Here is a 19,576-nt window from a genome sequence, read left to right as displayed (position 1 = left end):
GGTCCCCTGAAATTTTTCATTTTAACTTGCATAAAAAATTTCGGGGTAGGAATCGAACCTACTAGGACCAGCTCAAAACTGGTGGCGCACCATTTGCCTTCCCTCGACAAAGCGAACTTTGTCTTATAAAATTATTTGCTTTTATAATATACTAATTTTTTATCGTTTTGCATAGAAAAATGTAACTAATAATTTGTTAATTTTTTGTGAAGAATGTTTCCGGAAAAATAGTCAAAATACTTGTAACTTTTACGCTAAATACATATGATTAAAAGATATGAGAAACATAGCTGATAGGAGATTTTTTTACGAATGGCCTTTATAACTTCAAACCAATTTAGACTACTATATGATTTGTCAGATGACTACGTCTTTCTTATGCGGAAATTAGACGATACCTTTATATATGAATGTATAAACAAAAAAGCAGAAGAAGTTTTTTCTACTAATCCTATTGGGAAGAAATTAGAAGATTGTCTAGATGAATATCACTATATGACTATAATCAACAATTATAAACGAGCTTTCATCGAAAAGAAGTCTATTTTTTATCAAGATCATTTTTCAATTTCCAATTTAACGCATGTTAATGAAACTACAGCTATACCTATTTTTGATGGAGAAGCTCAATATATTCTTGCTGTTACAAAAAAAGTAGCACGTTCTAAGGAAATGCGGGCTTCTACTTATATTTTGGAAAGCTATAAAAAAGGAATCAATGAAGCTGCCTTAGTAGCAATGACCAATCAAAATGGCATTATTGAAATGGTCAATCAAGTTTTTGAAGATACTTGTCAGTTTAAACAGGACGAGATTGTCGGTAAAACATTTCGAATGATAAACTCGAACTTTCATGATGAAAAATTTTTTAAACAAATGTGGGACACGGTTAGAGAAGGTAGTATATGGCGTGGAGAGATTCGCAATCGTACCAAGTCAGGATCTTTTTATTGGGTGGATGCAAATGTAATCCCTATTATGAATGAGCACGGTGAAATCGAAAAGTATTTAACAATCCAATTTAATATTACCGATAAGAAAAGAATCATTGATGAACTTCGAAATATTGAACGAACATTTACTCTAATAACAGAATATTCAAATGACCTTATAGCTATTACTGATGAAGAAGGATATTTACTTTATTCTTCTCCTAGTCATGAGACTATTCTTCAATATGATAAAGAGGAGCTACTAGGAACTTATTATCTTAGTTTAATATCAGAAGATAGAGTAGAAGGGATACGTCATTTACCATCTATTGACGAAAATAGTATTTATCGAACGGAACTATTAATGAAAAAGAAGAATGGAAATACAATCTGGGCGGACACTTCTATTACTGAGGTAAAAAGGAATAGGGATGAAGAGCAAGAGAAATGGTTTGTTGTAGTTTCAAGAGAAATTACAGAAAAGAGAGAATTAGAGGATAAGTTAAAGTTTATGGCCTATCATGATAGCTTAACTGGTCTCCCCAATCGTAGATCTTTTCACAATGATTTACCTATTGCATTAGAAACTGCTAGTGGCGAAAATAATATAGCTTTAATATATATTGATGGTGACGATTTTAAATCAGTAAATGATAAATTTGGTCATGATGTTGGGGATCAATTTCTAATTCGTTTCGCTGAAAAGCTTCAACAAAGTGTTAATTACCAGTTTACTTGTTATAGGCTTGGTGGAGATGAATTCGTTATAATAGTTGATGGTGTGGAAGATTATATAGACGGCGGCAGCGATAAAATTATGCAATTGATACACTCTATTCAAAATACATTGAAAATAGGATGGTCGATAGGAGAGCAACTTTTTACCCCTACATCATCCATTGGTATTTCTATTTATCCGCATGATGGGAAAAGTGTGGACGAATTATTAGATAAAGCAGATCAAGCATTATATGCTGCTAAAAAACTAGGTAAAAATAATTTTTTGTATACGAATGCCGTTCAATGTTAATTTGAGCGGCTATTTTTAAAGGTAGGGTAAAAATGGGATTTCATCTATTATTAATTGAAGACGAAGTAAATATAGCAAAATTTGTTGAATTGGAACTTAAGCATGAGGGATTTCAAGTGACCGTTTGTCATGATGGTAGGGAAGGGATGGAGCTTGCGATTTCAAACCAATATGATTTATTGTTGGTAGATTTAATGCTACCGAGTTTAAACGGACTTGAAATTTGCAGAAGGGTTAGAAAACAAAAAAATACACCAATAATTCTTATAACAGCACGTGATGCAATTATCGATCGTGTTTCTGGGTTGGAAGCTGGTGCTGACGACTATGTTGTTAAACCCTTTGCAATAGAAGAACTACTTGCAAGAATTCGAGCAGTGTTGAGAAGAATTGTTAGTTATATTGATAGTACCTCTAAGCTAGTAATGGATAAGTTGGTTGTTGATAAGAATGCACACCAGGTTTTCTATCAAGAAAAAGAGATTGAACTTACTAAAACCGAATATGATATGTTAGTTTATTTAATGGAGAATGAAAATAAGGTATTGACAAGAGATGCAATATTAGAAACTGTGTGGGGGTATGATACAGAGGTTGAAACGAACGTAGTTGATGTTTACATAAGGCATTTAAGAAAGAAACTACCTGAAGTTTCTCATATAATTGAAACAGTCAGAGGGGTAGGGTATGTGATGCGAAAATGAAAAATTGGACCCTTCAAAAAAAGTGGACTTTTAGTTCAGCTATTTCTATCTTCTTGAGTTTCCTTACGATGTGTGTCATTTTATATTTTTCACTTTATAATTGGTTGCTTATATCAGAAAAGAATATAGCACAAAATACATTAAATGAGGTTGTTCTATTTATTGAGTCAAAAGGTCCCTTTATTACTGTTCAGGACATTAGTAGAAATCGAACCTTGTTAAATCAAATTGTGAACCAAAAACAATCTATTCGTATTATGAACAAAGACGGTATAGAACTATTACGTATTAATGATGCGAGTGAATTCCCGGAATTCACAAACAATATTAATACTTTTCAGCGTGAAGTGATAAATGATCAAATTGTTTTTCATAAAATACAGGCATTAGACTTTGGAGCATTTTCAGGTTACGTAGAAATTTCTCATAACTTAGAGAATTTCTCTCAGTTAATGAACTATATATTAATCGCAATGCTGATTTTTGCTGTTATTTCGCTTCTTTTATCTGCGCTTATTGGTTATTCCTTATCTTCTATTTTATTAAAACCTATTAAGGAATTAAGAAATGAAATGAAGCGTGCGAAACAGCATAAATTTTTAAAAGAAGTAAGTTTTAATTATTCAACAAAGGATGAAATTGGTGAACTTTTATCTATCTACAAACAACTAATGAATGAAGTTTCTGAAACGATTAAACGACAAGATGAATTTATTTATAATGTGTCGCATGAACTTAGAACTCCGATACAAGTGCTGGAAGGTCATTTGTCACTTTTAAATCGTTGGGGAAAGGAAGAAGAAGAAGTATTAGAAGAATCCTTATCAATTTCTCTAATAGAAATTCAAAAAATGAAGAAGCTGATGGAAGAAATGCTGAAGCTTGCAAGAAGACAAAATGCAAAAGAAACATCTACCACAAATATATTGGAAGTTGTGTCCCATCTACAGAATGAATATAAACTTGTACATCCAGCTGCAACTCTACTAGTAGAAGTCGATTCGACTTTTATAGTTGCAATTGAACAAACTGCTTTACTACAAATATTGAGGAATTTAATAGACAATTCAATTAAGTACAATGAATATGATCCAAACATAATTATCAAGGGATCCAAAGATGATATATATGTAATTCTTACAGTTCAAGATAATGGAATAGGAATACCTGAACAACAAATATCTAAAATCTTTGACCGTTTTTACATTGTAGATGAAGCTAGGACAAAATCAAAGGGTGGTTCTGGGCTTGGCTTAAGTATTGTAAAAATGTTAATGCTTGAATATGGAGGGAAGATTGAAGTAGAAAGTACGACTGGAAAAGGAACAATTTTTCGTCTATTTTTCCCTAATATTTCAATAAAATAAGCGAAAATAAAATGAACGAAAAAAATTAATTTTAAATTCAAATTAATTTGTGAAAAAGGATTGTAATTTTTTCAGATAGTAGTAAGATGGTAATGGAAAAATCGTTCTTTCAAAAGGTTCTTTATGTCATTGCGAAAGAATGGTAAACTGTAAATGTGCACAAATTGTGTATGTATTTATAAGTTTATATTAATTTTTTATGTGTAATTATATATTTATAATGATTTTTATCATCAGCCATAATAGGCACAAAATGTTGGAGGTTTTTCTAAATGTCGAACAATCAATCACCTTGGTCAGCTTTTTCAGGTCCTAACCTTGGTTATGTAATGGAGCAGTACGATTTATATCTACAATCTCCAGAAGAAGTAGATAGTGAATTAGTGAATCTATTTAAACAATACGGAGCTCCTACTTTTGCTTCATCCTCAGAATCAAATGTTCAGGCTTCAAATCTTGCAGTTTCTCCGAATAATTTTGATAAAATTATTCGTGCTATTCAGCTTGCAGATGCAATTCGTTCACATGGACACTTAGCAGCTAATGTTTACCCACTAAATGATGGTCCTAAAAACGAATCCAAAATTGATATAAAAACGTACAACCTATCGGAACAAGATTTGATTGAAATACCAGTAGAATTACTTATTGCTAATCCACCAGAAAACGTTAAAAATGGTTTACAAGCTATTGAGCACTTAAAATCAGTATATACGAATAATATTGCGTTTGAATTTGCTCATATTGTTAATTCTGACGAACGTAAATGGTTACAAGATAGAATTGAAAAGGGTGCCATAAAAGGGAACCTATCAGCAGATGATAAAAAACAATTACTAAAACGTTTAACGCAAATTGAAGGTTTTGAAAAATTTATCCATCGTACTTTTGTTGGAGCAAAACGCTTCTCTATTGAAGGTCTAGATACATTAGTTGTTTTGATTGATGAATTAATACGCCAATCAGACATTACAAATACGAAACAAGTAAATATCGGAATGGCTCACCGTGGACGTTTAAATGTGTTAACCCACGTTTTAAACAAGCCTTATGAAATGATGTTCGCTGAATTTGCACATGTGCCAAGCGACTCATTCTTACCAAAGGATGGTTCATTAGAACTTTCTGAAGGATGGTATGGTGATGTTAAGTACCATAAAGGAGCTTCTTATCATTCAAAATCTGGACTAACTGTTAAGTTAGCTTATAATCCTTCCCATCTAGAAGTAGTAAGCCCAATTGTTACTGGACAGACTCGTGCTGCTCAAGAGACTACAAACTCTTCAGGACATCCAGTACAAGATAAAAATGCAGCATACGCTATCTTAATTCATGGGGATGCAGCTTTTCCTGGACAAGGTATTGTAACGGAAGTATTAAATTATAGTCGAGTACGTGGATTCCAAACGGGTGGATCTATTCATATTATTGCAAATAACATGATTGGATTTACAACGGAACAATATGATTCTCGTTCTACTAACTATTCTTCAGATCCAGCTAAAGGTTACGAAGTTCCAGTTATACACGTGAATGCCGATGATCCGGAAGCAGTTTTAGCTGTTGCTAAATTTGCTTATGATTACCGTAAACAATTTGGTAAAGATATCGTTATAGATTTGCTAGGATACCGCCGTTATGGCCACAACGAAATGGATGAACCATTAGTAACCAATCCAACTATGTATCATATCATTCACAAGCATCCAACAGTTCGTGAAATTTATGGTAAACAATTAGTAGATGAAAAATTAATACAAGATACTGATGTAAAATCATTAGACGAAGATGTTTTTGGTGGTATGCAAAATGCATATGACCGTGTCAAAGAACTTCCTCAATCAACAGCACATGAAATTGTTATACCGGAAGCTGTATTAAACGGCATGCCTGAACTGCAAACTGGCGTACCAGAAAGTCAATTGGCTAAAATTAATGAAGAGCTACTAACTTGGCCAAAAGAATTTACTGCATTTAAAAAATTAGAGAAAATATTAAAACGTCGTGAAGAACCATTTAAAGGAAAAGGTAAAGTAGACTGGGGACATGCAGAAACTTTAGCATTCGCTACTATTTTACAAGAAGGAAATTCTATTCGTTTAACTGGACAAGACGCACAACGTGGGACTTTCTCTCATAGACATTTAGTTCTTCATGATGAAAAAACAGGTGCTGAACTAACACCAATTCACAGTATTAGTGATTCAAAAGCATCTTTTGTTGTTCATAATAGTCCCTTAACGGAGGCTGCAATACTCGGTTATGAATTTGGATATAATCTTGAAGATAATAACTCGTTATCTATTTGGGAAGCGCAATACGGTGATTTTGCAAATATGGCGCAAGTTATGTTTGATAACTTCATTAGTTCAGCTCGCTCTAAATGGGGATTAAAATCAGGTTTAGTAATGTTACTACCTCATGGTTCTGAAGGTCAAGGTTCTGAACATTCTAGTGCTCGTCTAGAACGTTACTTGCAGCTTGCAGCAGAAAATAACTGGACAGTAGCCAATCTTTCAAGTGCGGCAAATTATTTCCATATTTTACGTAGACAAGCTAAAATGTTAAAAGAAGAAGCAATTCGTCCATTGATTATTGTTTCTCCGAAATCACTTTTACGTCATCCTTTAGTAGGTGCAGACGTAGCAGAGTTAACAACTGGTAAATTTGAAACAGTTATTGAACAACCTGGTCTTGGTAAAAATACGAAAAAAGTTGAGAAAATCGTATTCGCTAGTGGTAAATTGGCAATTGATTTAGCTGATAAAGTAAAAGATGGAAAAGGATATGATTATCTGCACATTGTTCGTATTGAACAAATTTATCCATTCCCAGCTGAAAAAATTCAAGCAATTATTGAACGTTATCCTAACGTTAAACAACTAGTATGGGCACAAGAAGAAACAGAAAATATGGGTTCATGGAATTTTGCACTGCCATATTTACTAGATCTAGCTAAAGGAAAAGATATTTCATATGTTGGGCGCGTTCATCGTTCAAGCCCAGCAGAAGGTGATATTGATACTTACAAAATAGAACAATCACGTATAATTGAAGAAGCTTTAAAAAGCAACTAAGCAGGGTAAGAAAAGAGGAGGAAATTCAAGTGGCAGAAATTATTGTTCCAGAATTAGCAGAATCAATTACAGAAGGTACGATTGCTCAGTGGTTAAAACAGCCTGGTGATACAATTGAAAAAGGTGAATTCATTGTAGAGCTTGAAACAGATAAAGTAAACGTAGAAGTTATTTCAGAAGAAGCTGGAGTTGTGAGTGAACTAAAGGCGGCAGAAGGTGATACAGTTCAAGTTGGGCAAGTAATTGCAATCGTAGGAGCTGGATCAGGTTCATCAGCTCAAGCTGCAGCAACACCAGCTAATGAAACACCAGCTACTGAAACAAAAGCACCAGAAGCTCCTGCTTCTAAACCAACAGAAGCACCTAAAGCACCTGTTCTTGAAAGTTCTAATGAACAAGACCGTACTATTGCTAGTCCAGCAGCTCGTAAACTAGCTCGTGAAAAAGGTATTAACTTAAGTGAAATATCTCCAGTTGATCCAATGGGGCGTGTACGTGTGCAAGATGTTTCTGCTCATGGCTCTGCACCTGCTAAACCTGCTGCAGCTCCAGCACCTGCAAAAGCAGCAACACAAGAAGATGATAGTCGTTTTACTCGCGAGAAAATGTCTCGTCGTCGCCAAACAATCGCTTCTCGTTTATTAGAAGTTAGACAAAGCACAGCTATGTTAACTACATTCAATGAAATAGATATGACTAACGTGATGGCTTTACGTTCTCGTAAAAAAGATAAATTCTTTGAGGAAAACGATGTTCGTCTTGGATTTATGTCATTCTTTACAAAAGCAGTAGTTGCAGCATTGAAAAAATATCCATATGTAAATTCTCAACTCGATGGTGACTATATTGTTAAAAACAACTTCTATGATATTGGTATTGCAGTATCTACTGAAGGTGGATTAGTAGTTCCAATCGTTCGTGATGCAGATCGTAAGAATTTTGCTGAGATTGAAGGAAATATCGGAGAACTTGCTAAAAAAGCACGTGATAACAAGTTAGCTCTTTCTGATATGGCTGGTGGATCATTTACAATCACAAATGGTGGAGTATTCGGTTCCTTACTATCAACGCCAATTCTTAATGGTACTCAAGTGGGTATCTTAGGAATGCATACAATTCAAAAACGCCCAATCGCTGTTGGCGATGAAATTCAAATTCGTCCAATGATGTATGTGGCATTGTCTTATGACCACCGCGTAATTGATGGAAAAGATTCAGTTGGATTCTTAAAAACTGTTAAAGAACTTCTAGAAAACCCAGAAGACTTGATGTTAAATTCTTAATTAGTAATAAAGTGCAGACACTCATTATTGAGTGTCTGCTTTTTTTTGTGCAAGTATTTCGGTTGTGTATGGAAGGGAAGAAATGTGTGTGCCATACACTCCGCAGGAACGTATAGAATGAGAACTCGTCTGTTATTCTACTTTTAAAGTACTTTTTATGTATAGACTGGAGCAGATAATCATCAACAAATGGCAAATGCGCTGGCGCATTCATGCTCCTGCCAAATGCCGTTGTATCCTATTCATGAATTTCGAGTAATGGTCTCTGTTACAGTGAATTGGTCTCGGTTATGCTGCGATTAGTCTCGGTTGTCATTGAATTGGTCTCGTTCCTACATTTAGTGACATTTTCAGAGAAATATTACCAATTAAAACTAGCTAATTCACATAGAGATAACTCTTCACTTATCATTAACAGGCTACTTCTGACAGTGTCTACGGTAATTTACATGATGTGCGCCTTACACGCCGCAGGAGAGCGAAGAATGAGACCCCGTTAAGGATGTGGGAGCGACGAAGGAGCGACTCATCCTGCGGTAGCTTAGGGCACTGAAAAACTTGCGTTTTAAAATGACATAGTTGTTTTTTGAACAAAAATAAGGTGTTTTCTGTAATTTTGAACAGTGAGTGCCTTTTTTCTTTATCTATTTTAAATAGCCATGTATGGACTTAAATGGATGATTTCTTATGTTGAAGTCATGAGGAACACTGACCTGTATTTACTTTAATTCAATATATAAAAGAAAACGATTTTTTTAAGTATTAGAAAGGCTTAATTTTTTAAACATACTACAGTTGATTGTAGTGGAAGGCGGCGACTCCGGCCGGAATAGCATGAGCTGAAGACCCTGGACTGAGCATAGCGAGGGAAGCGGCTGAAGCCATGCCGGCGGAAAGCGTCCGCCTGGAACGGAAATCAACGGGGACTAGACAAAAAGCGAGTATGTGAACGATATGTCATTCACATAATCGCTAGAGATACCATGAAGAGTTTTACAGTGCCTCAGAGTAGCTTCTGGCAATCGCACATATATGTTCTACACGCTAAGTAGAGTTGGCTATACTTAGAGAATTGATGTCGAACAACTTCAGACTAGGTAACTTGCGTATGTATTACTTTCGTTTGAAATCTTATGTGTACCATCGTATACTATAATATAAAGGAAGTGGTTAGATGATACATACCAATTGGGCGACTAAGCCAACACTTAAAACGGTAAAATGTGTTCATACAGATGCAAAAAAATTCTTAGTTAGTAACGTTCTCACAGTAGGGAACACGTATGAAGTAAAAAATGAAACGGAAGAATTTCTTTTTGTCATCGACAATACAGGTAAAATTGGCGGGTACTATAAGGAATATTTTCAATAAGAGAAGAACAAACGCCTATGTGCCTAAGCATTGGAGTTTGGACAATAAAAAGTCGATGAAAATCATCGGCTTTTTTCTATAAGGAGAGTTATTAATGATTGATGTCATAGTACAAGAAAAACAAAATAGATTGTCAAGAACTCACAGCGATGAAGACAAGCAATTAATTGGTGCTGGTGGTTATATGTCACCTAATGAACATTTGCTTGAAGATGTGTTACTTGCTGTGACCTTAAAAAAGCCGGTATTACTAAAAGGTCCTACAGGTGCTGGAAAGACCAAATTAGCTGAAACAATATCTGCATTTTTTCAACAGCCGGTGCAAAGCATTAACTGTTCAGTCGATTTAGATGCGGAAGCATTACTTGGATTTAAAACTATTGTTTTAAATGAAGGACTTAACTCGATTGAATTTGTGGAAGGGCCAGTTATTGAAGCAATGAAAAAAGGGCATATATTGTATATAGATGAGATAAACATGGCAAAATCCGAAACCTTACCTATTCTACATAGTGTGTTGGATTATAGAAGAATGTTAACCAATCCTTTTACTGGAGAAGTTATAAAAGCTCATCCTGATTTTTCTGTGATTGCTGCAATCAATGAAGGATATATAGGTACTACACCGATGAATGAGGCATTAAAGAATCGATTTGTATCATATTCTATACCCTATATCTCAGGAGAACTTCTTGAAAAACTATGGTTGAATCTTTTTCCAAGTTCACCTAAAGAATTACATACTTTAATGTTAAATTTAGCAGAAGATCTGATGAATCAAGTGAAACAAGGGTTATTATCTGAAGAGGCTGCTTCGATTAGAAGTATGCAATATGCTATGGAACTAGCTGAATATATTGATCCAATGAGGGCTATAACCTATGCAATTGCCGAAAAATTAGAGGACGATCAAGAGAAAAAACTTGTATTAGAATTAGCCTCTTCTTGGATTAAGTGAGGGATGGAGATGCCTTCTTTAGATCGATTTATACAATTTAACAATGAAACTATTGATGCAAGGCAGTTAATGCATTATGAAAATGTCGCTAAGTCTTTAACTTCAAATTCAATGTTAATGGTGAATGAACGTAAGTTAATGGAATTTCAACCAGAAGAGCAGTCTATGTCAATAAGTGTTTTTTGGAGACATCGTGAAGAAAATCTAATGAATGCTGGAAGGATTTCAGATATCTATATACTTGCAGAGGGATTCTGGAAAGATTTCAACCTCAATATATGGAGAGATTACAAAGAACATCAGCCAACAACATTTTCTAAATGGATGGATCAATTAGTTTTTTGTTTAGAGGAATTTCGCTTAATCGAAAAAATACAGAAAAAACGAGTTGGAACGATTAAAGTATTTGAGAAAAGAATTCAAATGTACTTGTCATTTCATAAACAACAATTAGTAGTAAATAGTCAAAAAGGCTTTTTAGCTGATGCATTTATTAGTTACTTATATGTTTGTCTTTATGAAGGTACTATGCATAAAACAGGACCTGAATTATTTCAAAAAGCAAATAGTATTATCCAGAAAGCTTATGATAATAGTCATACACAATCTTCCGTTAATATGGTGTATGAATTTTTTTATCTATTTATGGATGATTTAAAAGAAGATACAATTCATGAATATTATTCGATTATTTCAAGTTACAATTTACAAGAATCTGATTTTCATTACCATAAAGGTGTGAAGAATTCTGAAACAGGGGAAGAGGAAACGAAAGAAACAATTGAAGAGGTATTTAGAAGTTGGCACCGAGAAAATGAAGATGAAAAAGGACTTCATTTACAATTTGAATTGGAACATGGAAGAAGTGGGAAAGCTGATCAACAAATTGCCACAGAAGAGGGGCAAGAGGGACACGATATTACAGAAATAGGGAAGGGGCAATCTACTGGTAGCACAGCTGAGCTTAATAGTGACAATCTTTCTTTAAAAAATTCAGATTCACTAAAAAAAGCGGGGACTGCTTTTGGTAAAGAGAATGTTCATGTTGTATATGAAGAAAATCGAATAATTACAAATCCTAATATAGAAGATAAGAGATTATTGGTAAATTACCGAATAGAACAAGCACCTTATGTAAAAGCATTTGTTGATGAGATGAAAAAGCGGATGGAACAAAAACAAATAGCTAAGCGCGAGAATTTGTCAAAAGGTAGACTATCATCAAAACTGTCTGTTTTTTGGACAGAAGAACGTCCAAAACCATTTTATAAAAAAACTGCACCAAGCACACAATTAAATGCAGTATTCGGCTTGCTAGTTGATGGTTCCGCTTCTATGCAAGACAAGCTTGAAGATACGAAAAAGGCAGTTCTACTATTTCATGATGTATTAACGAAACTACAAATTGCACATGAAATTGTACTACATTATGAAGATGCGTATGAAGCGTCTGAGTCAAAACAGCCAAATGCATTCGAATGGATTCATAAATTGGAAGATGGACAACAAGATAGTGGATTAGATATTCTTTCTATGAACGCACATGAGGATAATCGTGATGGATTTGCTTTAAGGTGGATGGGTCAAAGACTAGAGCGTAGACCGGAGCATCATAAATTTATGCTTATGTTTTCAGATGGAGAACCATCCGCATTTGGATATGCACAAAATGGAATAATGGATACAGCCGAAGCAGTAGTAGAGCTTGAAAGAAAGAATATTACAGTATTACATCTGTTTTTAAACGATGCAGAAGCAACCGAAGAACAATTAGAGCTGTTTCGCTTAATCTTTGGTAAAAAAACTGCAACCGCTTCCTCATTAGAAAAATTCTCAGACGAAACTTTAAGGTTGCTAAAGAGAATACTGCACCATGTGGTAAAGAGTTCATGAAAAGAACGCTTTTTTAAAGAGGGAGCTGAAAAACTTATGTTTTAAATTATGTAATTGTTTTTTATACAAAAATAAGGCACATTCTGTTTTTGAACAGAAAGTGCCTTATTTCTTTGTCTATTTTTTACTTTTTTATGCATTTATTTTAATATAAAGGAAAACACGATGTTTTTTTAGATAGACAAAAAGCGAGTATGGGAACGACATTTCGTTCCCATACTCGCTAAGAGTTACCTTGAAGAATTTTTTAGTTCACTCTCTTAAAAGGAGTTATTTTACTTTGAATTGTTAAGCTAGTAGTAACGTTAATTCTTTTGAGATTGTTCTGCTATTAATAATAGACGTTGTTTTAATTCTTCTTCCATACGGCCAATTTCTATTTCTGCAGCTTTTCGTTTTACTCGACCGTCAGCTTGTATTCGAATTGTTTCTTCAATTGTTTGTAAAAGGTTTTCTTGTGTTTTCTTCAAGGTGTCAATTTCAACAATACCACGTTCATTTTCTTTTGCTGTTTCAATGCTATTGACCTTCAGCATCTCGGAATTCTTTAATAGTAGGTCATTTGTAGTTTTCGTCACTTGTTTTTGGGCTTCAACAGCTTTTTGTTGACGATTAAGTGTTAACGCAATTGCAATTTGGTTTTTCCATAGTGGAATAGACGTCATAATAGACGATTGAATTTTTTCTGCTAACGTTTGATTCGTTTGTTGAATCATACGAATCTGTGGAGCACTCTGAATGGTAATTTGTCTTGATAATTGTAAGTCATATACTCTTTTTTCTAATCGATCTAAAAACTGGGCCATATCGTTTACTTCTTGATAAGCCATTTGATCGTTGGAAGCCTCAGCTTTTCTACGAAGTTCCGGAATTGTTTGATTAATAATCTCTTCTTTTTTTAATTCCGCTGCAGCAATGTATACATTTAATGCTTGGAAGTAGGTTTTATTTTGCTCATAAAGTTTGTCCAGCATATGAACATCATCTACTAGCCCTCGTTTGGAATGTTCCAACTGGATTCCAATACGATCAATTTGTGTGCTTAACTTTTGATATTTTGTCATCATTTCCTGAACAGAGCGATTAACTCGATGAAAAAGTTTTTTTAGTCCTGATTTTTTTTGTGTAGTTAACTCTTCCGGATTTATTTCAGACAACTTATTCATTAGATCGCCTAAAATATCACCAACAGGTCCAATATCTTTCTTTTGAACATGATCAAGCATTTGATGTGAAAAACGTGAAAGTTCAGTTTGTGCATTAGCGCCATATGTTAATATTGCTTCATAATTTCCGGCAGGAATTTGATCTGCTAGTTGTTTGGCTTTTTGCTGCTCAACTTCCGATAAACGATCGATTAATTTTGTTGGAGCTTGTTCTCCTGCACTAGTTGATACTGACTGCTCTGAAGGTTTTGCCATTTCAAATGGACTATCTAGTAATTCATCCATTAAGAAATCATTATTTGTATTCGATAGTTTTTCGCTCATTTTCTGATTCTCCTTTTAAATATAAAGGTTGTTCTTTTTTGCCAACAGATAATTTAGCGAAATCTAATTCCATTTTAAGATGTTCAATATCAGTAGCGAGAACATCGTTTAAATCTTCCTCCATTTTGGAATTGATAGCTTGTAAAGTATCTCGTGTATCTTGTAAGGCGATTTTCATGTCATCGTTTTTGATAGGCTGGCTTACTAATAATGTATACTTGGTAGTAAGTTCTACCGCTGAGTCCAAATGTGCATAGAAAAAGTTTTCAGCATGATAAAATTTTCTTGGGTTTGTTTTAACCAATGAAATGATTCGTTTTGCTAGTCGGGTCATTTCAAATAACTGTTTAAATGAACTAATAGATCTAACCTTTAGGTAAAGACTATTTAGTTTACGGATCTTATCATTTGCTTCTTTTATCTGCTTTTGAATATGAAAATATTCTGAAACCGTCAACTGATATTTTTTCATAATTCTTCTTTGTTGTAATTTCTTTATAGTAAAATTTGAAATTAAATAAATTCCTACAGCAAGAGCTGAACTAATGAAAAATCCGGTATCAAATGCAAAAAAGAAAATGAACCAAGATGTGATCATTATAGGTATATTTAAAAAATGTCGAATGAAAGTTTGAGCAACTTCAGTCATAATTTGTTACCTCCTTATATATACAATACATTATACGAATGGGAGACAAGAAGGTTTCATTTCAAGGGTGAAAAGGAAATTATACAATGTCTGTTTCCATTGAAGTATAACCAATTAATTCATCAAAAAATTCAATTTCAAAAGAGTTGTTTTTCATAATAGGAGATACACCTTTTTGAATATATTGAATGAATTCTTCCATACTATTAGTATTCCCTTCAATGTCTATGATTATTTCTTTCTCGTTATTTTGTTTACACTGCCCTTTTAGGCCAAGAGATTGAGCTTTTTGTTTTACTAAAAAACGAAAGCCCACGCCATCTACATCACTGCGCATAATAAGATGTGCTCGTTTATTCAAAAAAATCTTCTCCTTTGAGATGAATAAATATCTTCTATCTTTAACTTAACTGATAACCATGGGATTTTCAATTTTAAATGTTCAGAATAAGTCATTTGAGTAGACTTTTTATCGGAGAGCAGTAAAATATGAAATAATAATATATGTTAGAAGGCGATTAGATGGTTGAAATTATATATATGAAAGCGGATTACGAACCTTGGTGGGAATTTGAAGGTTGGGAGGAGCATATACTAGAACGTATTTCATTTAATGAAGAAAATGAGGCACAGGAATATTTAAATAAGAAACTGGAGGAATTTAGAGGAAATTTTCCTTTTGAAAAAGCAAAAGGTGATAAATATTGGGCATTTTGGTCAGTAAAAGAACAATGTTTTTGTGATTCTTGTGATGAGGACCTCCAAATTTACCATGGTATCATTTGGAATAAGCTTCGATAAACGATTTTGAATTATATAATTATTTGTTGACTAAATTTATCCAACTGTTATAATTTAAATAACAATTCATAGTGAAAAGCCGGTTTTGTAATTCACATATCCTATGTAGTGATCGATGTGATGTCGGTACTTCATGGAATATGTGAATTTTTGTTTTTCACATATTGATTAATTTTCTGGAGGTAATAGAATGAAACAAGGTACTGTAAAATGGTTCAACGCTGAAAAAGGATTTGGATTTATCGAAGTAGAAGGCGAAAATGATGTATTCGTACACTTTTCTGCTATTCTTGGAGAGGGCTTCAAATCACTAGAAGAAGGACAAAAAGTAGAATTTGAAGTTGTAGAAGGTAACCGGGGACCTCAAGCTGCAAACGTAACAAAACTATAATAATAGAAAGGTAGCTCGTCTGTTAGATGGGCTTCTTTTTTTTCTTTTAAAATTTATGTTTAAAGAAGACATATAATGGGAATAGAGAATTCTTGAGGGTATTAATATTTCTAGGGGGAAAATAATTTGGAAAAGATGGTAATTGATGATGAAGTTAAAAAGTATTTTGATAGTCATAAACAAAATTTTGAAAACCAATTATTGAATCAAGCTGTAAATGTAAGAGATAAAATAGATGATATCCTAAGGGTTGGAGAAATTGACCTTATTAATAATGCACACAAACTTATTAATTTCATAATTGAGGGAGATAAACAGAAGGAACTTCTTTTATTTGCAAAGCAAGAAGGAATAGCTTGGGCAACACATTCTTTGACTTTATCCTTTAAACTGGAATGGGTACAAGCAATTCGCAGGACCCTTTGGAGCTTTTTGCAGGCATTTAACAACCAAACTCAAAAGTTTAATTTAGATTCGATATTCGTATTGGAAAAACAACTCAATAATCAAATTGATGACTTTTTAAATTCTTTCTTTATAAACTATTCTACATTTAAAGACTCGTTGATACTCGCTCAAAGAGAAGTTGTTGAAAACTTATCGGTTCCGATTATTCCTATAACTCCAGCTATATGTATACTGCCCTTAATTGGCACAATGGACTCATTTAGAACGACTGTTTTAGAGGAAAAGGTTTTGATAGAGATTAATAGACTTCATATTCAAACATTAATCATTGATTTATCGGGCATAGCCGAAATGGAAAACAAAGTAATTGAACACCTGATGAAAACTATTTACGGTACTTCTATGATGGGATGTCGCACAATTATTACTGGCTTGCGACCAGATGTTGTAAGACAAATGATAAATTTAGGTATTAGTTTTGATAAAGAAACAAAAACTTTTGGTACTTTACAACAAGCTTTAAAAGAATTCTTTATTAGCTAATATAATTAACCACTTTTAGAAGCTTATCTATTTAGGACAAGCTTCTTTTAATTTATAATAACTTTTGAAATGTAGATGTGACAGTTATATCTTCTTCGTCTTCGGAAACCATAATAAATTCTCTTTTAATTTCACCAAAGTCTTTTACAAAAAATTTTCGAGTAATATTTCCTTGTGCTTCCGTTTTTTCAACTACAATAACATTTTCGAAGGTTTGGGATTCTGTTTCTACTGTTTCAGATGTAGAAATAATCTCCCATTCATTAAAATGTGTGCCAACTTCAAGAGGAGCAGCTAAATATATATCAATTACTTGCATGGATTCCAATTCTTCTAAGGAAGGTTTAACTGTTTCATATGCTTCTGCAGTTTCAGCGAGGAGACCAATATTGTCTTCTGTTATTCTGTAAATTCTTTGAACAATGGTACCGCCATTGTCTTCATACGTTATTACATAGTTTTCGTAAGGATGTTGAGTTTTCAAAGTGTAAGATGCATATTCATTTCCTTCACCTTTAAATTGTGCAGTTGTTTGATCTGCTTGGAAAAAATGAGATAAGGTTTCATATTCTACTTTGGTTTCCTTATCTGTAGTTATTACCGTTTGGTTATTGGGTTCATTATTTTCCTCATTAGATTGGCAGGCAAAGAGAAAAAGAAATGGAATTAAAACAAATAATAAATTTTTCATTTTATCCTCCTAAATTATTTTAAAAAGTCGCTTACAGTAGCTGTAATGTTTCAAATTAAATATTTTTTGGTATAGTTAAATGAGAGAGGGGAGATCTTAATGAGCTTAGAACTAAAGAAAGATTTACCAGCATATGAGCAACAGAAAGATTTTTATGAAAAATTACGTCTGAAAATAACAAATTTCTTAGAAAGTAACACAGGAAAAGCAAATAAATTCGCTCCTTATCTATTATTTGCTCCTGATCTGTTTCATTTATTAGTTAAAGCAATGCTCGATAACCGTATTGACACAAAAAGCAAGACTTTGATTGGTAGTGGAATATTATATTTTATTACTCCAATCGATGTCTTACCAGAAGGTTTAGTTGGTCCTGGTGGATTTATCGATGATATTATTGTTGCCACATTTGTAATTAATATGTTATTAAATAGATTTTCTCCAGAAATTATTGAGGAGCATTGGGCAGGGGATGATAAACTGTTAAATGCTTTGAAGAAAATATCCGAGACTAGTAATACAATGCTCGGTAAGCTTCCTGCTAGATCGTTGCTAGGTAGATTTATAAAGACAAAAAAATCTTAAGAACAAATGACTTTAAATTCTCTCATGGGTTTAAAGTCATTTTTTTATATTTATTAATCTATAAGTCAACAGTCTAAACTCTAATCATTTTATCTCATATATTAAAAAAAACATATGAGGTGGTAGAGTGAGTTTTAATAATACGGTTATATCAATTCTAGGTAGTAGTGGAGGGGTTGCTAAATCAATACTCTCTATATTAAATAAGTCTGCAAATGATCCAGAGGATTCCATTTATAAATATATAAAGCTTAGTAAGATTCATTTGATTGATCATAAACAAAGAGAAGAGTCCTATTATAATAATTTATTTCCCAATTTAGAAAACCAATTTGTAATACACCAATTTGATTTAAGTGATACTAATAATTTTATAAATCATCTTAAACAATCGATGACATCTTTAGTTATAGATGTTTCTCGTGCAGATACAGTTAAAATGCTTGAAACTTGTGATAAATTAGGAATCAAATATGTAAACACAGCGGTAGAAAGTACAATAATTGATGGAAATGAAGAGCAAGATGAAAGATTTGGGTTAATTGAACGTTTCAAAATTCTAGAAAAGAAGAAAAACTTATTAAATAATTCCACTTCTATAATTGGGTCAGGCATGAATCCAGGTGTTGTGCAATGGATGGCAATTCAGTTAATAAATATGTATAAAGATGAAGGTAAACCTCTTGGTTGTTATATAGTAGAACATGATAATACATTTTACAAAAATAATAAAATCGCAAAAGAGAATGTCATTTATACTACTTGGTCTCCAGAAGGTTTTCTAGATGAAGCAATATTGAACTACCCAATGTTTATGAAGCAACACACCCCCCATTTTTTATATGATAGGGTTTATGATGTTGAATTTAAGGTGACGTTAGGTGACAAACAGTTTTACGGATGCTTAATGCCGCATGAGGAAGTACTCACTTTAGGTAAGCAATTTGATTTTGAGTGTGGCTTTTTATATAAAGTAAATGATCATACAACGGAGTTAATACGTTCAAATATAGATGAATTGGATAAGCTATGGAGTTTAGAAAAAAAAGTATTGGATCCTCTAGAATCTACTTTAATCGGAGAAGATTTAATCGGCGTGCTTCTTGTATATGAGGATAAGGAACGTTTTATATACAATATAGGTAATAATAATGCGATATTAAAAAAATATAAAACAAATGCAACCTATTTTCAAGTAGCTTGCGGAGTTTATGCATCATTAGCAGTTTTGCTTTTAGACCAAATTCCAAAAGGTGCGTATTACGTTGATGAGCTGTTATTGAAAACAAGTAATAATTATGGAAAATATCTATCTTATTATATGACTGATTTTGTAATAGGTGAAAATAATCGATCAGAAGGACTTTTACATCAAAGATTAAAAAGGCCATTAAAATAAATA

At 33.2% G+C, this 19,576-nt stretch carries 17 protein-coding genes; 13 read left to right on the top strand and 4 right to left on the bottom strand.

Annotated features, from left to right (window positions below):
* The first annotated feature begins 312 nt into the window (after positions 1-312).
* The 8 genes from WAX74_RS00940 (at position 313) to WAX74_RS00905 (ending at position 12,616) form a co-directional block, all read left to right on the top strand.
* Complete coding sequence (locus WAX74_RS00940) at positions 313-1,962, top strand: diguanylate cyclase domain-containing protein (RefSeq protein ID WP_336495782.1); 1,650 nt, start codon at positions 313-315, stop codon at positions 1,960-1,962.
* Between the two features lie 32 nt (positions 1,963-1,994).
* Entirely contained in the window at positions 1,995-2,666 is a 672-nt protein-coding gene (locus WAX74_RS00935; protein ID WP_336495781.1) for a response regulator transcription factor, read from the top strand.
* The gene (locus WAX74_RS00930; RefSeq protein ID WP_336495780.1) at positions 2,663-4,033 is read left to right on the top strand and encodes a sensor histidine kinase; all 1,371 of its coding nucleotides are present in this window, start codon (positions 2,663-2,665) and stop codon (positions 4,031-4,033) included. Before WAX74_RS00935 ends, WAX74_RS00930 begins: the two co-directional genes overlap by 4 nt.
* Positions 4,034-4,305: 272 nt before the next feature.
* Entirely contained in the window at positions 4,306-7,110 is a 2,805-nt protein-coding gene (locus WAX74_RS00925; protein ID WP_336495779.1) for a 2-oxoglutarate dehydrogenase E1 component, read from the top strand.
* Between the two features lie 29 nt (positions 7,111-7,139).
* Positions 7,140-8,393, top strand: coding sequence for a 2-oxoglutarate dehydrogenase complex dihydrolipoyllysine-residue succinyltransferase (odhB, locus tag WAX74_RS00920; protein WP_336495778.1), 1,254 nt, complete (start codon positions 7,140-7,142; stop codon positions 8,391-8,393).
* 1,174 nt (positions 8,394-9,567) lie between these two features.
* Entirely contained in the window at positions 9,568-9,765 is a 198-nt protein-coding gene (locus tag WAX74_RS00915) for a DUF6501 family protein (protein WP_336495777.1), read from the top strand.
* Positions 9,766-9,859: 94 nt separating this feature from the next.
* Complete coding sequence (locus WAX74_RS00910) at positions 9,860-10,723, top strand: MoxR family ATPase (RefSeq protein WP_336495776.1); 864 nt, start codon at positions 9,860-9,862, stop codon at positions 10,721-10,723.
* 9 nt (positions 10,724-10,732) lie between these two features.
* Positions 10,733-12,616 (top strand): vWA domain-containing protein, encoded by a 1,884-nt coding sequence (locus WAX74_RS00905; RefSeq protein ID WP_336495775.1) that lies wholly within the window; start codon positions 10,733-10,735, stop codon positions 12,614-12,616.
* 305 nt (positions 12,617-12,921) lie between these two features.
* Here WAX74_RS00905 and WAX74_RS00900 read toward each other — a convergent pair whose 3' ends face one another.
* The 3 genes from WAX74_RS00900 to WAX74_RS00890 form a co-directional block, all read right to left on the bottom strand.
* On the bottom strand, positions 12,922-14,106 hold the full coding sequence (locus tag WAX74_RS00900) for a toxic anion resistance protein (RefSeq protein WP_336495774.1): 1,185 nt from the start codon (positions 14,104-14,106) through the stop codon (positions 12,922-12,924).
* Entirely contained in the window at positions 14,078-14,755 is a 678-nt protein-coding gene (locus tag WAX74_RS00895; protein ID WP_336495773.1) for a 5-bromo-4-chloroindolyl phosphate hydrolysis family protein, read from the bottom strand. Before WAX74_RS00895 ends, WAX74_RS00900 begins: the two co-directional genes overlap by 29 nt.
* A gap of 79 nt (positions 14,756-14,834) precedes the next feature.
* Positions 14,835-15,116, bottom strand: coding sequence for an acylphosphatase (locus WAX74_RS00890; RefSeq protein WP_336495772.1), 282 nt, complete (start codon positions 15,114-15,116; stop codon positions 14,835-14,837).
* 161 nt (positions 15,117-15,277) lie between these two features.
* On the opposite strand from WAX74_RS00890, the gene WAX74_RS00885 reads away from it, so the two are divergent.
* From WAX74_RS00885 to WAX74_RS00875, 3 genes are all read left to right on the top strand, one after another.
* Positions 15,278-15,556: a DUF1033 family protein gene (locus WAX74_RS00885; RefSeq protein ID WP_336495771.1), complete on the top strand. Its 279-nt coding sequence runs from the start codon at positions 15,278-15,280 to the stop codon at positions 15,554-15,556.
* A 190-nt stretch (positions 15,557-15,746) separates the two neighbouring features.
* Positions 15,747-15,947: a cold-shock protein gene (locus WAX74_RS00880; RefSeq protein WP_053589611.1), complete on the top strand. Its 201-nt coding sequence runs from the start codon at positions 15,747-15,749 to the stop codon at positions 15,945-15,947.
* A 135-nt stretch (positions 15,948-16,082) separates the two neighbouring features.
* Complete coding sequence (locus tag WAX74_RS00875) at positions 16,083-16,898, top strand: STAS domain-containing protein (protein WP_413788909.1); 816 nt, start codon at positions 16,083-16,085, stop codon at positions 16,896-16,898.
* A 52-nt stretch (positions 16,899-16,950) separates the two neighbouring features.
* Here WAX74_RS00875 and WAX74_RS00870 read toward each other — a convergent pair whose 3' ends face one another.
* Positions 16,951-17,589: a hypothetical protein gene (locus WAX74_RS00870; RefSeq protein ID WP_336495767.1), complete on the bottom strand. Its 639-nt coding sequence runs from the start codon at positions 17,587-17,589 to the stop codon at positions 16,951-16,953.
* 99 nt (positions 17,590-17,688) lie between these two features.
* Here WAX74_RS00870 and WAX74_RS00865 point away from each other — a divergent pair, with 99 nt between their 5' ends.
* Positions 17,689-18,174 carry a YkvA family protein gene (locus WAX74_RS00865; RefSeq protein WP_336495766.1) on the top strand — a complete coding sequence of 162 codons (486 nt, stop codon included), beginning with the start codon at positions 17,689-17,691 and terminating at the stop codon, positions 18,172-18,174.
* Between the two features lie 127 nt (positions 18,175-18,301).
* A complete protein-coding gene (locus WAX74_RS00860) occupies positions 18,302-19,573 on the top strand; it encodes an S-adenosylmethionine decarboxylase related protein (protein WP_336495764.1) in 1,272 nt (423 codons plus the stop codon).
* The last annotated feature ends 3 nt before the right edge of the window (positions 19,574-19,576 follow it).

The sequence above is a fragment of the Psychrobacillus mangrovi genome (genome assembly GCF_037104765.1).
GTDB lineage: Bacteria > Bacillota > Bacilli > Bacillales_A > Planococcaceae > Psychrobacillus > Psychrobacillus mangrovi.
This window is presented reverse-complemented; position numbering and strand designations above follow the sequence as displayed.